The organism is Microbacterium sp. NPDC057407, assembly GCF_042803895.1.
Taxonomy (GTDB): domain Bacteria; phylum Actinomycetota; class Actinomycetes; order Actinomycetales; family Microbacteriaceae; genus Microbacterium.
In genome coordinates this window covers 333,512-347,211 of sequence record NZ_JBHVCA010000002.1, presented here as the reverse complement: position 1 = coordinate 347,211, position 13,700 = coordinate 333,512, and the positions used below count along the sequence as shown (strand labels likewise).

General features: G+C 71.2%; 16 protein-coding genes. All 16 read left to right on the top strand.

The features are described from left to right. The first annotated feature begins 47 nt into the window (after positions 1–47). Entirely contained in the window at positions 48–302 is a 255-nt protein-coding gene (gene rpoZ, locus ACFUTX_RS06500; protein WP_169582550.1) for a DNA-directed RNA polymerase subunit omega, read from the top strand. An 88-nt stretch (positions 303–390) separates the two neighbouring features. Continuing rightward, positions 391–1,584, top strand: a complete 1,194-nt coding sequence (gene metK, locus ACFUTX_RS06495; protein ID WP_378861621.1) for a methionine adenosyltransferase — start codon at positions 391–393, stop codon at positions 1,582–1,584. Positions 1,585–1,614: 30 nt separating this feature from the next. Continuing rightward, entirely contained in the window at positions 1,615–3,591 is a 1,977-nt protein-coding gene (locus ACFUTX_RS06490) for a primosomal protein N' (RefSeq protein ID WP_378861619.1), read from the top strand. An 8-nt stretch (positions 3,592–3,599) separates the two neighbouring features. After that, positions 3,600–4,523: a methionyl-tRNA formyltransferase gene (gene fmt, locus ACFUTX_RS06485; RefSeq protein WP_378861617.1), complete on the top strand. Its 924-nt coding sequence runs from the start codon at positions 3,600–3,602 to the stop codon at positions 4,521–4,523. Beyond that, positions 4,520–5,890 carry an RsmB/NOP family class I SAM-dependent RNA methyltransferase gene (locus ACFUTX_RS06480; protein ID WP_378861615.1) on the top strand — a complete coding sequence of 457 codons (1,371 nt, stop codon included), beginning with the start codon at positions 4,520–4,522 and terminating at the stop codon, positions 5,888–5,890. The genes fmt and ACFUTX_RS06480 overlap by 4 nt, the downstream gene beginning before the upstream one ends. Positions 5,891–5,932: 42 nt before the next feature. After that, the gene (rpe, locus tag ACFUTX_RS06475) at positions 5,933–6,622 is read left to right on the top strand and encodes a ribulose-phosphate 3-epimerase (RefSeq protein WP_378861613.1); all 690 of its coding nucleotides are present in this window, start codon (positions 5,933–5,935) and stop codon (positions 6,620–6,622) included. Positions 6,623–6,677: 55 nt separating this feature from the next. Continuing rightward, a complete protein-coding gene (locus ACFUTX_RS06470; protein WP_378861611.1) occupies positions 6,678–6,941 on the top strand; it encodes a phosphoribosyl-ATP diphosphatase in 264 nt (87 codons plus the stop codon). A 44-nt stretch (positions 6,942–6,985) separates the two neighbouring features. Further along, the gene (gene hisG, locus ACFUTX_RS06465) at positions 6,986–7,828 is read left to right on the top strand and encodes an ATP phosphoribosyltransferase (RefSeq protein WP_378861609.1); all 843 of its coding nucleotides are present in this window, start codon (positions 6,986–6,988) and stop codon (positions 7,826–7,828) included. Next, a complete protein-coding gene (hisF, locus tag ACFUTX_RS06460; RefSeq protein WP_378861607.1) occupies positions 7,828–8,601 on the top strand; it encodes an imidazole glycerol phosphate synthase subunit HisF in 774 nt (257 codons plus the stop codon). Before hisG ends, hisF begins: the two co-directional genes overlap by 1 nt. Continuing rightward, a complete protein-coding gene (hisI, locus tag ACFUTX_RS06455) occupies positions 8,598–8,963 on the top strand; it encodes a phosphoribosyl-AMP cyclohydrolase (RefSeq protein ID WP_378861605.1) in 366 nt (121 codons plus the stop codon). The genes hisF and hisI overlap by 4 nt, the downstream gene beginning before the upstream one ends. After that, a complete protein-coding gene (locus ACFUTX_RS06450; protein ID WP_378861603.1) occupies positions 8,960–9,568 on the top strand; it encodes a Trp biosynthesis-associated membrane protein in 609 nt (202 codons plus the stop codon). Before hisI ends, ACFUTX_RS06450 begins: the two co-directional genes overlap by 4 nt. Before the next feature lie 30 nt (positions 9,569–9,598). Further along, entirely contained in the window at positions 9,599–9,829 is a 231-nt protein-coding gene (locus tag ACFUTX_RS06445) for a DUF6704 family protein (protein ID WP_378861601.1), read from the top strand. Between the two features lies 1 nt (position 9,830). Beyond that, entirely contained in the window at positions 9,831–10,607 is a 777-nt protein-coding gene (trpC, locus tag ACFUTX_RS06440; protein WP_378861599.1) for an indole-3-glycerol phosphate synthase TrpC, read from the top strand. Then, positions 10,604–11,869: a tryptophan synthase subunit beta gene (gene trpB, locus ACFUTX_RS06435; protein ID WP_378861597.1), complete on the top strand. Its 1,266-nt coding sequence runs from the start codon at positions 10,604–10,606 to the stop codon at positions 11,867–11,869. Before trpC ends, trpB begins: the two co-directional genes overlap by 4 nt. Then, positions 11,866–12,660, top strand: coding sequence for a tryptophan synthase subunit alpha (gene trpA / locus ACFUTX_RS06430; RefSeq protein WP_378861595.1), 795 nt, complete (start codon positions 11,866–11,868; stop codon positions 12,658–12,660). Before trpB ends, trpA begins: the two co-directional genes overlap by 4 nt. A gap of 55 nt (positions 12,661–12,715) precedes the next feature. Then, positions 12,716–13,687, top strand: a complete 972-nt coding sequence (gene lgt, locus ACFUTX_RS06425; RefSeq protein WP_378861593.1) for a prolipoprotein diacylglyceryl transferase — start codon at positions 12,716–12,718, stop codon at positions 13,685–13,687. The last annotated feature ends 13 nt before the right edge of the window (positions 13,688–13,700 follow it).

Sequence of the window (13,700 nt, the reverse complement as noted above, 5' to 3'; positions counted from 1 at the left end):
GGGGCCCGCAGACCTCTCCATCCGTCATCCGATCCAGGAGGATTCCCATGGCCGGAACGAACCAGGGCATCATCGAGCCCCCCATCGACAGCCTTCTCGAGAAGGTCGACTCCAAGTACCAGCTGGTGATCTTCGCGTCCAAGCGCGCGCGTCAGATCAACGACTACTACTCCGACCTGCACGAGGGGAACCTGTTCGACAACGTCGGGCCGCTCGTCGATTCCACCGTCGAAGACAAGCCGCTCACGATCGCGATGCACGAGATCCACGAAGACAAGCTGCGTCTGCGCTCGCTCGACTGATCGTTCGTGACGTTCTGATGCCCCCGGCGCGGCTCTGTCCGCGACCGGGGGCATACTGTTGCCTGCACTCATCTCATCTGGAGCTTCGATGACCGACCTGCGTCTTTTCACGTCCGAATCCGTCACCGAGGGGCATCCCGACAAGATCTGCGACCAGATCTCCGACAGCATCCTCGACGCCATCATCGCGGAGGACCCCAAGGGTCGCGTGGCCGTCGAGACCCTCGTGACGACCGGGCTCGTGCACGTCGCCGGCGAGGTGTCGACCTCCGCGTACGTCGAGATCCCGGCGATCGTGCGGTCGGTCGTGAACCGCATCGGCTACACCTCGAGCGAGACCGGCTTCGACGGCGACTCCTGCGGTGTCAGCGTGTCGATCGGCGCGCAGTCGTCCGACATCGCGGCGGGCGTCGACAAGGCGTTCGAGCGTCGCGAGGACGGCTCCGAAGACCCCCATGACCTTCAGGGTGCCGGCGACCAGGGCATCATGTTCGGCTACGCGACCACCGAGACGCCGCAGCTCATGCCGATGGCCGCCTGGACGGCGCACCGCATGGCCGAGCGCCTCGCGGAGGTCCGACGCTCGGGTGAACTGCCTTTCCTGCGGCCGGACGGCAAGACCCAGGTCACGCTCGGGTACGAAGGTCAGACGCCTCGCACCGTCGAGTCCGTGGTGCTCTCGACGCAGCACCAGCCCGAGATCTCGCAGAAGGCGCTGCGCGCCGCGGTCCGCGCCGAGGTCATCGACCCCGTTCTCGAGGCGACCGGGCTCGAGTTGCGCGACGTCAACTACTACATCAATCCGGCGGGACCCTTCGTCACCGGCGGACCCAAGGGCGACGCCGGGCTCACCGGCCGCAAGATCATCATCGACACGTACGGAGGGGCATCCCGGCACGGCGGAGGAGCCTTCAGCGGCAAAGACCCGTCGAAGGTGGACCGGTCCGCGGCCTACGCGATGCGGTGGGTGGCGAAGAACGCCGTCGCCGCGGGGCTCGCCGAACGGCTCGAGGTGCAGGTGGCCTACGCCATCGGCAAGGCGAAGCCGGTGGGCCTGTACGTCGAGACCTTCGGCACCGGGCGGGTGTCCGACGAAACGATCACGCGGGCGATCCTCGACGTGTTCGACCTGCGCCCCAAGGCGATCATCGACCAGCTCGACCTGCTGCGACCCATCTACGCGCAGACGGCGGCCTACGGGCACTTCGGGCGCGAGCTGCCCGAGTTCACCTGGGAGCGTACCGACCGCGCCGCCGAGCTCGCTGCGGCCGCCGGTCTGTGACGTGACCGGGGCTGCCTTCGGAGGGCGGAGGTGAGCGCGCGGAGGGTCGCGCGCGTGCTGATCGACTCTCCGCTGCCTCAGCTCGATCGTCTCTTCGACTACGAGATCCCCGCGAGTATGGCCGCGTCGGCGGTTCCCGGCGTCCGTGTGAAGGTGCCCCTGCGGACCGCCGGGCGGGTCGTCGACGGCTACCTGGTCGACCTCGGTGAGCCGGATGCCTCAGACCGGCCGCTGTCTCAGCTCGAGGACGTCGTCTCACCCGTTCCGGTTCTGACGCCGGGTCTGTATGCCCTGGCCCGTCGATGCGCCGACCGGGCGGCGGGGTCGGCGAGCGACATCCTGCGTCTCGCGATCCCGAAGCGCATGGTGCGTGCCGAGAAGGCGTGGCTCGCCGCCGCGCAGCCGGAGACGCCCGCCGTCGCCCCCGCGCAGATCGAGTGGGCCGAGGGCGTGCTCGCCGCGTTCCCCGGGCTGGAGGATGCGATCCTGCGCGGGGGTCGGGTCGCCGTGGAAGCGCCCCCGGTTCCGGCGCCGGTGTTCGACGGCTCGGCCGTCGGCTCCTGGGCGCTCCTCCTCGCGGCGGCCGCGATCCGGACGGTCGCCGACGGCAGGAGCGCGATCCTGGTGGTTCCGGATCACCGCGACCGCGGTCAACTCGAGGCCGCTCTCGCAGGACGCATCGACGACGGCGCCGTGGTGCGCGACGATGCCCGCCAGGGCTCTCCTGCCCGGTACGCCGCCTTCCTGCGCTCTTTGTCGCCGGTGCCGTGCATCGTCATCGGCAACCGGTCGGCGGTGTACTCGCCGGTGCATCGACCGGGACTGGTCGCACTGTGGGACGACGGCGATCCCCTCCTCGCCGAACCGCTCAGTCCCGGCGTCCACGCACGAGACGCCGCTCTGCTGCGACAGGAGCTCGACGCGACTTCTCTGCTCTTCGCCGGCCACACGCGCACCACCGATGTCGAGCGGCTGGTCGCGCTCGGATGGGTCCGCGAACTGCCGGCGGCACGCAGGATCACCCCGCGGGTCGTCTTGAGCGCCACCCGCGAAGGGGAGTCCCGTGGATCCCGCGTGCCCTCCGCCGCGTTCTCGGCCGCTCGCGAAGCGCTCACGCACGGTCCCGTGCTCGTACAGGTCGCTCGGCCCGGCTACGCACCGGTGCTGGTCTGCGCCGACTGCCGGCAGCCGGCCCGCTGCGCGCATTGCGGCGGGCCGCTCCACGCCGCACGGCCGGGGGCGGTGCCGACGTGTTCGTGGTGCGGTCGATCGGCCGGCGCCTGGGCCTGTCCGCACTGCTCATCCACGCGACTGAGGATGGCCTCGTCGGGCAGCGAGCGCACCGCAGATGAACTCGGCCGCGCGTTCCCTGGCACGCGGGTCATCATCGCCGACGGCGAGCATCCGGTCACTCACGTGGACTCCCGGCCGGCGCTCGTCGTGGCGACCCGGGGAGCGGAGCCGCTGGCTGCGGGGGGATATCGCGCCGTCATCCTGCTCGACGGAGACCGGATGCTGCTCGCCGACGACCTGCGGATCGGCGAGGCCTGCCTGCGCTGGTGGTCCAATGCCGCGGCACTCGCGGCGCCGGGCGCGCCGGTGCATCTCGTCGGAGTGGCCGGGCCCGTCGCGCGGTCTCTCGCGACCTGGACGCAGGCGGCCTATGCGCGCTCGGAACTCGCCGACCGCACACCGCTGCGGATGCCCCCGACCGTGCGGGTCGCCGCCGTCGACGGCACCCGCACCGCGGTGGAGAGCGCGCTCGCCGTCCTGCGGACGGACGTCGCGGAGCTCGACGGCGACTCCATCTTGGGTCCTGTGCCTCGCGACGAAGGAGTGCGCGCGCTCGTGCGGTTCGACTACTCGGTGGGCGCGCGTGTGGCGGGCAGCCTCCGGGCCTCCGTCGTGGACGCGGCGATCAGGTCGCGGCGACCGGCGAAGGGGCGACCGGCGGGTCCGCGCAATACACTGAAAGTTCGGGTCGACGTACCCGATCTCGATCTGTGAGGAGCCCCATGCGCCTCGTCTTCGCCGGTACGCCGGAGCCGGCGGTGCCGTCTCTGCGCCGGCTCGCGGCATCCCATCACGACGTCGCCGCGGTCATCACGCGGCGCGACGCGCCGCTCGGCCGCAAGCGCGTCCTCACGCCGTCACCGGTGGCCGCGGCGGCCGATGAGCTCGGACTGGGGGTCATCAAGGCGGACCGCCTCGATGCCGAGGCGAGCGAGCGGATCGCGGCGCTGCGTCCCGACCTGGGAGTGATCGTCGCGTACGGGGGTCTGGTTCGCGAGCCGCTGCTGTCGACGCCCGCCCACGGCTGGATCAACCTCCACTTCTCCCTGCTTCCGCGCTGGCGAGGTGCCGCCCCCGTTCAGCACGCGCTGATCGCGGGCGACGACCGCACCGGGGTCAGCGTGTTCCATCTCGTCCCGGAGCTGGATGCCGGCGACCTCCTCGCGGTTCGCGCGCATCACGTCCCGTCCGCCGCGACGGCGGGGGAGCTGCTCGCGCTCCTCGCGGACGACGGCGCCCAGTTGCTGGCCGACGTCGTCGATGCGATCGCGGCGGGCACTGCGACCGCCGCCCCGCAGCGGGGCGAGGCGACCTATGCCGGAAAGCTGGGCGACGACGACGGCCGCGTGCGTTGGGACGAGGCGCAGCCCGCCGTGCTCGGCCGCATCCGCGGAGTCACTCCCGAACCCGGAGCCCATACGACCATCGAGGGATCGCGGCTCAAGATCCTCGCCGTCGGCCTGCCTCCCGCCGACGCGCCGGGTCTCGACCCGGGTGTCATCGTCCAGCACGGCCGCGCTGTGCTCGCCGGGACGGCGACCGATCCGATCGCGCTCGAGACGGTGCAGCCGGCGGGCAGAGGCGCCATGCGCGCCGCGGACTGGTGGCGGGGCCTCCGCGTGACGACTCTGCGGGCGGGGTCATGAGCGCCGTCGCCCTCGCTCGGCGAGTCGCCTACGACACCATCCGGGCGGTCCACGAGTCCGACGCGTACGCGAACCTGCTGCTGCCCACCTCGATCGACCGCGCGGGCCTCACCCCGGCGGACGCGGCGCTCGCGACCGAGCTGACCTACGGGACGCTCCGACGCCAGGGGACCTACGATGCGGTGATCGCCATCGCCGCCGACCGGGCGGTGGCCGACATCGATCCGGCGGTCCTGGACGCGCTGCGCCTCGGCGTGCATCAGCTCCTGTCCACTCGCGTCGCGTCGCACGCCGCGGTGAACGAGTCGGTGGAGCTGGTCCGCACCGACGTCAGCCGCGGCGCGGCTGGATTCGCCAACGCTGTCCTGCGCCGCGTGTCTCGAGACACGCCGGGTGACTGGATGACGCGGGTCGCCGAGGCCGCCCGATCCGACGACGAGCGGCTCGGCCTGGTCTCGTCGCATCCGGTCTGGATCGTGCGGGCCTTCCGCCGCGCCCTCGCGGCGGAAGGCCGGGCGAGCGAGCTCGAGGCGCTGCTCACCGCCGACAACGCCTCACCGCGTGTGACGATGGCGGCGTTGCCCGGGCTGGCCGAGGTGCCGGTCGATGCGCGCCGCACTCCCTTCTCTCCGGCGGGATTCCGGCTCGGCGGGGGAGACCCCGAAGGCGTCGTCACGGAATCGGGCGGGCGCATCCGCGTGCAGGATGAGGGCTCGCAGCTCGCGGCGCTCGCGCTCACCCGAGCGCGCCCGGTCAGCGTCGGCGAGCGTTGGCTCGACCTGTGCGCCGGACCGGGCGGCAAGACCGCGCTGCTGGCGGCCGAGGCCCTCGCACACGGCGCCCGGCTCGAGGCGAACGAAGTGTCACCGGCGCGGGCCGGACTCGTCCGCAAGGCGCTCGCCGCTGTTCCGCTGGAGGTCCCCGTGTCGGAGGAAGACGGCCGCGTCCTGACCGCCGCCGCACCCGAGACGTACGACCGCATCCTCGTCGACGCACCGTGCACGGGGCTCGGGGCCCTGCGCCGCCGACCCGAGGCCCGCTGGCGCAAGATGCCCACCGATGTGCCGGAGCTGACCGAGCTGCAGCGCGAACTCCTGAGCGGCGCGGTGTCGGCTCTCAAGCCCGGCGGAATCGTCGCCTACGTGACGTGCTCGCCGCACCTCGCGGAGACGTCGGGGGTCGTGGCGGACGTCCGCAGGGAGTGGGGCGCGGCTGTCGAAGAGGTGTCGGCCCGCGAGGTCATCCGGGATCTGGCCGCATCCGACCCCGATCTGCAACCGCAGGCCGATGGCTCCGGTCGCGCCCAGCTGTGGCCCCACCGTCACAACACCGACGCGATGTCGATCTCGCTCCTGCGGCGGGTGTGAACCCGGCCCAGGCGCCATGGCGGGCTCGACCATAATGGACGCGTGACCCTCCGCGACGGCAACGGCCGCGTCCGCATCAACCCCAGCATCCTCGCGGCCGACTTCGCGAACATGCAGTCCGAGCTCGCGCGCATCGCGGCCGCCGACTTCGTCCATGTCGACGTCATGGACAACCATTTCGTGCCGAACCTGACGTTCGGCCCCCAGATGGTGAAGCGCATCCAGGCGACGAGTCCGGTGCCCCTCGACGTGCATCTGATGATTTCCGACCCCGACCGATGGGCCCCGGGGTACGCCGAGCTCGGCGCAGCCTCCGTGACGTTCCATCTCGAAGCCGCCGCCGAACCGGTGGCGCTCGCGCGCCGGCTCCGTGGCATCGGTGCGCGTGCGGGCGTCGCGGTGAAGCCCGCGACCCCGGTCGACGGTCTCCTCGACCTGCTCGAGGACTTCGACCAGATCCTCGTCATGACGGTCGAACCGGGGTTCGGTGGACAGTCGTTCATGCCCGAGACGATGCCGAAGCTGCGGCGACTGGCCGACGAGGCGAGGCGGCGCGGGTCGGAGGTGTGGCTTCAGGTCGACGGCGGGATCGCCGAGTCCACGATCGCGCAGGCCGCCGAGGCGGGCGCCGACACCTTCGTGGCCGGGTCCGCCGTCTTCGGCGCGGGCGATCCCTCCCGGGCCATCGAGACGCTCCGCGCGGCGGCGCTCGCGCATTCCCACCGCCACTGACGGTCGCGCCGACACGCGGCGCCGAGGCATCCCGCCCGGCCGCTACCCTGGAACGGTGAAGACGTTCGATGCGCTGTTCGCCGAGCTCACCGCGAAGGCGGTCGAGCGGCCCGAGGGTTCGGGGACGGTGGCGCAGCTCGACGCCGGCGTGCACGCGATCGGCAAGAAGATCGTCGAGGAGGCCGCCGAAGTGTGGATGGCCGCCGAATACGAGTCGACGGATGCCGCAGCCGAAGAGATCTCGCAGCTGCTCTATCACCTCCAGGTGCTCATGGTGGCGAAGGGGCTCTCGCTCGAAGACGTCTACCGACATCTCTGAGCCCGCGCTCCCGTCCGTCCTCGAAACCGAAAGCCCCCGCTGCCATGTTGCGAATCGCCGTGCCGAACAAGGGCTCGCTCGCCGAAACCGCCTCCGAGATGCTCTCCGAGGCGGGTTACATCGGCCGCCGCGACCCCAAGGACCTGCACGTCATCGACCCTCAGAACGAGGTCGAGTTCTTCTACCTCCGCCCGAAAGACATCGCCACGTACGTGGGGTCGGGCGCGCTCGATGTCGGGATCACCGGTCGAGACCTGCTTCTGGATGCCCGGATGCCGGGCGCCCGCGAGATCGAGGCGCTCGGATTCGGCGACTCGACGTTCCGCTTCGCCGGTCCGCCCAGCCGCTTCGCCACGATCAAGGATCTCGAGGGCATGCGCGTGGCGACGGCGTACCCCGGTCTCGTCGACGGCTTCCTCGACGAGCACGGCGTGGCGGTCGACCTCGTGCCGCTCGACGGCGCGGTCGAGTCCGCGGTGCGGCTGGGGGTGGCGGATGCGGTCGCCGACGTGGTCTCGACCGGCACGACGCTCCGGCAGGCCGGGCTCGAGATCTTCGGACCGGTCATCCTGGAGTCCGAAGCCGTGCTCGTGACGGGACCTGCCGATGTCGAAGGCACGGACACCCTGCTCCGCCGCCTGCGCGGGGTCATGGTCGCCCGGCGCTATGTGATGGTCGACTACGACCTTCCCGCGCGCCTGGTGGACGATGCCGTGGCCATCGCTCCGGGGATCGAGTCGCCCACGATCGCCCCTCTCCGCGACCCGGAGTGGGTGGCCGTGCGAGTGATGGTGCCGCGAAAGGGCGTCAACCAGGTCATGGATGCGCTCTACGCCATCGGAGCGCGGGCCATCCTCGTGACCGCGATCCACAACGCGAGGCTGTGATGGGCCTCGTCTGCCGTGTCATCCCGTGCCTCGACGTCGCCGCTGGCCGCGTCGTCAAGGGCGTCAACTTCGAGAACCTGCGCGACATGGGCGACCCCGTCGAGCTCGCTCGCGAGTACTTCCGCCAGGGCGCCGATGAGCTGACGTTCCTCGACGTCACGGCGACGGTGGACGAGCGCGCGACCACGTACGACGTCGTGCGCCGCACCGCCGAGCAGGTCTTCATCCCGCTGACCGTGGGCGGGGGAGTGCGCTCGACCGACGACGTCGCGCGACTTCTGTCGGTTGGCGCCGACAAGATCGGCGTGAATTCCGCCGCGATCGCACGTCCCGCCCTCCTCGACGAGATCGCCGACCGTTTCGGCGCGCAGGTCCTCGTGCTGTCGCTGGACGTGAAGCGGTCGCCGGCGGCCGAGTCGGGGTTCGTCGTCACGACCCACGGCGGTCGCACCGAGACCTCCCTCGACGCGCTCGCCTGGGCCCGCGAGGCCATCGAGCGAGGAGCGGGGGAGCTCCTGGTGAATTCGATCGACGCCGACGGCACCAAGGAGGGCTTCGACCTCGAGCTCGTCGCGCTGATGCGCGAAGTGTCGAGCGTGCCGGTGATCGCCTCGGGCGGTGCGGGCGGCGCGGAGCACTTCGGGCCCGCCGTCCAGGCGGGAGCGGACGCCGTGCTCGCGGCATCCGTCTTCCACTCCGGTCAGCTCACGGTGGGAGCGGTGAAATCGGCGATGGCCGCCGACGGGATCGCGGTGCGGGAGGTGCGCGCATGAGCGACAGCGTGCAGGAGCGGATCGATCGCGTGTTCTTCAACGAGGACGGCCTCGTCGCCGCGATCGTCCAGCAGTGGGACACCCGCGAGGTGCTCATGCTCGGGTGGATGGACGCCGAGGCCCTCCGGCGCACGCTCACCGAGGGTCGCGTGACGTTCTGGTCGCGCTCGCGCCGTGAGTACTGGCGCAAGGGAGATACGTCGGGCAACATCCAGCTCGTCCGCGGGGCGCGGCTCGACTGCGACGGCGACGCCATTCTCCTCGAGGTCGAGCAGGTGGGTCCGGCGTGCCACACCGGCACCCGCACCTGCTTCGACGCCGACGACCTGCAGCCCGTGCGCGGCCCGGAGGCTCCCGCGTGATCCGACGCGCGCGTTTCGCGGCGGTGGTCTCCCTCGTGCTGAGCGGGGCGGTCGTCGTCATCTCCTCGACGCAGACGTGGCTCACCGTCGTCCTCGATGACGGCGCGGAGCACGCGCTGCAGGTCCCGGGGTCGGCGGCCGTGCCGGTGCTCGCGCCGCTCGGCCTCGCCGTGCTCGCGCTGGGCGGCGCCCTGTCGATCGTGGGCGTCGTGCTGCGCTTCGTCTTCGCTGTACTGACCGCCCTCATCGCGCTGGCGATCGGCTGGTCGAGCGCGCAGGTGGTGCTCGGTCCACCCGTGAGCGCGGTGGCCGCTACCGTGACGGAGGCCACGGGCATCACCGGGGCCGAGGCTGTCGCGGAGCTCGTGGCGGCGACCATCCAGACGCCCTGGCCGGTGATCACTGCCGGGACCGCACTCGTGCTGCTCGCGGCGGGGCTCTTCACGCTGGCGACGGCGCGGACGTGGAAGGGCGCGGGCCGCCGCTACCGGACCGACGACAGCACGCCGATCGCCGCGGTGCCGGGCTCGCGGCCGCACGACGCGATCGACTCGTGGGACGACCTGTCGCGTGGCGAGGACCCCACCGACCGCCCGCTAGACTGAGATCATTCCGCGCCTATCTGGAGGAGACCCATGAGCAACCACATCGGCGACCCCGGCCACGGACACTCGCCCGCCGCCTGGACGGCCGTGGTGATCATGCTCGTCGCGGTCACTCTCGGCGTGGTGTTCTTCTGGTTCGACATGCCCGCACTGGTGTGGGCGTCGGCGGGCCTGCTCGTCGTCGGGCTGATCGTCGGGTGGGTCATGGCCAAGGCCGGCTACGGCGTGAACGGCTCGAAGTACTCCTCGAAAGAGCACTGACGTGCTTGCCGACCTGACGGCCGGCGCGGTTCAGGATGCCGAGGCTCGCGCCTCGGTACGGCCTCTCGCCGTCGTCGAGGCTGATGCCCTCGCGCAGCCGCCGGCGCGTGACGCCCTGACCGCACTCGCGCCCGCAGCCCGGGTGAAGATCATCGCCGAGGTCAAGCGGGCGAGCCCTTCTCGCGGCGACCTCGCCGCCATCCCCGATCCCGCTCTGCAGGCTCGCCGCTACGAGGACGGCGGAGCGTCCGCGATCTCGGTGCTCACCGAGGGCCGCAAGTTCAAGGGGAGCCTCGCCGACCTCGAAGCGGTCCGCGCGGCAGTCGACCTCCCCGTGCTGCGCAAGGACTTCATCGCCAACGAGTACCAGGTGCTCGAAGCCCGCGCGGCGGGGGCGGATCTCGTTCTCCTCATCGTCGCGGCCCTCGAGCAGGACGTCCTCGCCCGACTCCATCGCCTCGTGATCGAACTCGGCATGACGCCGCTCGTCGAGGCGCACTCGGGCGCGGAGGTCGACCGGGCCGCCGATCTCGGGGCGCGGCTCGTCGGCGTGAACGCGCGCGATCTGTCGACGTTCGAGCTCGACCGCGACCTGTTCGGGCGGCTCGTCGATCGCATCCCCGCCGATGCGGTCAAGGTGGCGGAATCGGCCGTCCTCGAACCGGCCGACGTCGCCCACTACCGACGCGCCGGTGCCGACGTCGTCCTCGTCGGCGAGGCGCTCGTCACCAGCGATCCCGTATCCACGCTTCACTCGTTCCTGGAGGCCGGGTCATGAGTCTTCGCACGGCCGCCGGCCCGTTCTTCGGCGACTTCGGCGGTCGGTACATGCCGGAGTCGCTGATCGCCGCGATCGACGAGCTCACCGCCGAGTACGAGTCGGCGAAGGCCGACCCCGCCTTCCAGGCCGAGCTGCTCGGTCTGCTGCATTCGTACGCCGGGCGACCGTCGCCGATCACCGAGGTCCCGCGGTTCGCCGCGCACGCCGGCGGCGCGCGGGTGTTCCTGAAGCGCGAAGACCTGAATCACACCGGCTCGCACAAGATCAACAACGTGCTCGGACAGGCGCTGCTCACCAAGCGCCTGGGCAAGACGCGGGTGATCGCCGAGACCGGCGCCGGCCAGCACGGCGTGGCGACGGCGACAGCCGCCGCGCTCTTCGGGTTCGAATGCACCATCTACATGGGCGAGGTCGACACCGAGCGCCAGGCGCTCAACGTGGCGCGCATGCGCCTGCTCGGGGCGGAGGTCGTCCCGGTGAAGACCGGCTCGCGCACGCTCAAAGACGCGATCAACGACGCCTACCGGGACTGGGTCGCCTCGGTCGACACCACGAACTACATCTTCGGCACCGCCGCCGGACCGCACCCGTTCCCCGCGATGGTCCGCGACTTCCAGAAGGTGATCAGCGAAGAGGCGCGGGCACAGCTGCTCGAGCAGGTCGGGCGACTGCCCGATGCGGTCCTCGCGTGCGTCGGCGGCGGGTCCAACGCGATCGGCATGTTCGACGCCTTCCTCGACGACCCCGACGTGAGGCTCCTCGGGGTGGAGGCGGCGGGCGACGGGGTCGACACGCCCCGGCACGCGGCGTCGATCGAGCGCGGCCGCCCGGGTGTGCTCCATGGGGCGAAGACCTTCGTCCTCCAGGACGAAGACGGCCAGACAATTGAATCGCATTCAATCTCGGCCGGTCTGGACTACCCGGGCGTCGGCCCCGAGCACGCGTGGCTCGCGTCGATCGGCCGTGCGGAGTACATCCCCGCCACCGACGACGAGGCCATGCAGGCGCTGCGGCTGCTGTCCGAGACCGAGGGCATCATCCCGGCCATCGAATCCGCGCACGCCCTCGCCGGCGCGCTGCGCCTCGGCCGCGAGCTCGGTCCCGACGCGGTGCTCGCCGTCTGCCTCTCGGGCCGCGGCGACAAAGACATGGACACTGCCGCCCGCTACTTCGGGCTGTACGACGAGGGCACGGATGCCGCGACCGCCGCCGCCGCGCCGGCCGACGATGCGGCCAAGGGCGAGGGGGAGAAGCTGTGACCTCCCGCGTCGCGGCCGCCATCGACGCGGCTCGCGCCGACGGGCGCGGTGCGCTCATCGGCTACCTGCCGCTGGGATTCCCCGACCTGCAGACCAGCATCGACGCCGCCGTGACGCTCGCCGAGAACGGCGCCGACATCCTGGAGCTCGGTCCGCCGTACTCCGACCCGGTGATGGACGGCACCGTCATCCAGGAAGCCACGCAGGCCGCTCTCGCGGGCGGCTTCAAGCTGCGCGACACGTTCACCGCGGTCGCGGAGATCACCCGGCATGTCGACATCCCCGTCCTCGTGATGACGTATTGGAACCCGGTCCTGCAGTACGGCGTGGACCGGTACGCCGACGACCTCCTCGCCGCGGGGGGCGCCGGCCTCATCACGCCGGACGTCACCCCCGACGCCGCGGCGGAGTGGATCGCCGCCAGTGAGCGCACCGGGCTCGACCGCATCTTCCTCGCCGCGCCGACCTCCACGGACGAGCGGCTCGACCTGATCGTCCAGCACTCGACGGGGTTCGTGTACACCGTCTCGACCATGGGCATCACCGGCGAACGCGCCCAGCTGGACGCCGCCGCGCGGACGCTGGTCGAACGACTGCGCCGTCACGGCGTGAGCAACGCCTGCGTCGGCATCGGCATCAGCAACGCCGAGCAGGTGGCCGGCGTGCTTGACTACGCGGACGGGGCCATCGTCGGAACCGCGCTGGTGCGAGCCCTCCGCGACGGCGGGCTCGACGGGCTCGCCCAGTCCGCACGCGCACTCGCTGCGGGCACCGCACGACCCGCGAACTAGACTTCTCCCGTCGGCTCGCCGCCGGCATCCCCACCAGCAAGGATTTCGATCGCCCATGATCACTGCCGCCGCGAGCGTCGTCGCCAGCATCCCGAGCCCCGGCATCAGCTCGTTTCCTCTGGGACCGCTGACGATCCACATCTACGCCCTGTGCATCATCCTGGGCATCATCGTCGCCGTCCTGATGACGAATCACCGTCTCACGAAGCGGGGCGCCGAGCCGTGGGTCGTCATCGACATCGCGCTGCTCGCGGTGCCGCTGGCCATCATCGGGGCGCGGATCTTCCACGTGGTCACCCACTGGGACTTCTACTTCGGGCCCGGCGCGGATCCAATCACGGCGCTGTTCATCTGGGAGGGCGGCATCGCCATTTACGGGGCGCTCATCGGCGGCGCCGTCGGCGCCTGGCTGGGCTGCCGCTGGACCGGCATCCGCTTCTGGACCTTCGCAGACGCGCTGGCCCCGGGGCTCCTGCTGGCCCAGGCGATCGGGCGCTTCGGCAACTGGTTCAATCAGGAGCTGTTCGGGCTGCCCACCGACCTGCCCTGGGGCCTCGAGATCGACTACCCCAACCCGGCGTGGCCCGTCGGACTCCCCGAGGGGACGCTGTTCCATCCGACCTTCCTGTACGAGGTGATCTGGAACGTCATCGGCGTGGTCGTGCTGCTCTGGGCGGGCAAGCGCTTCCGTCTGCAGTGGGGACGGCTCTTCGGTCTCTACCTCGTGTGGTACAGCGCGGGGCGCATCGTCTGGGAGTCGATCCGCATCGACCCGAGCGAGATCATCCTCGGACTGCGGACGAACGTGTGGTCGGCGATCCTCGGCGTCGTGGTCGGCCTGGCCATCTTCTTCGTCCAGCGACGCCGCCACCCCGGGTTCGAGCCGTCGCCCTATGTGTCCGGCCGCGAGTGGACTGCCGGACAGGCTGTACAATCACAAGACACCGACGACTACGTCGACGTCAGCGAACCCCCGACGTCCGCAGTCGCCGAGGCCAGCGCCACAAGCACTCCCGCCACGAAATAGCGCCTCAGCGCGC

Bases quoted from the DNA above. Each gene is read 5' to 3' on its own strand.
- rpoZ (WP_169582550.1), top strand. From the start codon at position 48: ATGGCCGGAACGAACCAGGGCATCATCGAGCCCCCCATCGACAGCCTT.
- metK (WP_378861621.1), top strand. From the start codon at position 391: ATGACCGACCTGCGTCTTTTCACGTCCGAATCCGTCACCGAGGGGCAT.
- fmt (WP_378861617.1), top strand. From the start codon at position 3,600: ATGCGCCTCGTCTTCGCCGGTACGCCGGAGCCGGCGGTGCCGTCTCTG.
- ACFUTX_RS06480 (WP_378861615.1), top strand. From the start codon at position 4,520: ATGAGCGCCGTCGCCCTCGCTCGGCGAGTCGCCTACGACACCATCCGG.
- hisG (WP_378861609.1), top strand. From the start codon at position 6,986: ATGTTGCGAATCGCCGTGCCGAACAAGGGCTCGCTCGCCGAAACCGCC.
- hisF (WP_378861607.1), top strand. From the start codon at position 7,828: ATGGGCCTCGTCTGCCGTGTCATCCCGTGCCTCGACGTCGCCGCTGGC.
- hisI (WP_378861605.1), top strand. From the start codon at position 8,598: ATGAGCGACAGCGTGCAGGAGCGGATCGATCGCGTGTTCTTCAACGAG.
- ACFUTX_RS06445 (WP_378861601.1), top strand. From the start codon at position 9,599: ATGAGCAACCACATCGGCGACCCCGGCCACGGACACTCGCCCGCCGCC.
- trpB (WP_378861597.1), top strand. From the start codon at position 10,604: ATGAGTCTTCGCACGGCCGCCGGCCCGTTCTTCGGCGACTTCGGCGGT.
- lgt (WP_378861593.1), top strand. From the start codon at position 12,716: ATGATCACTGCCGCCGCGAGCGTCGTCGCCAGCATCCCGAGCCCCGGC.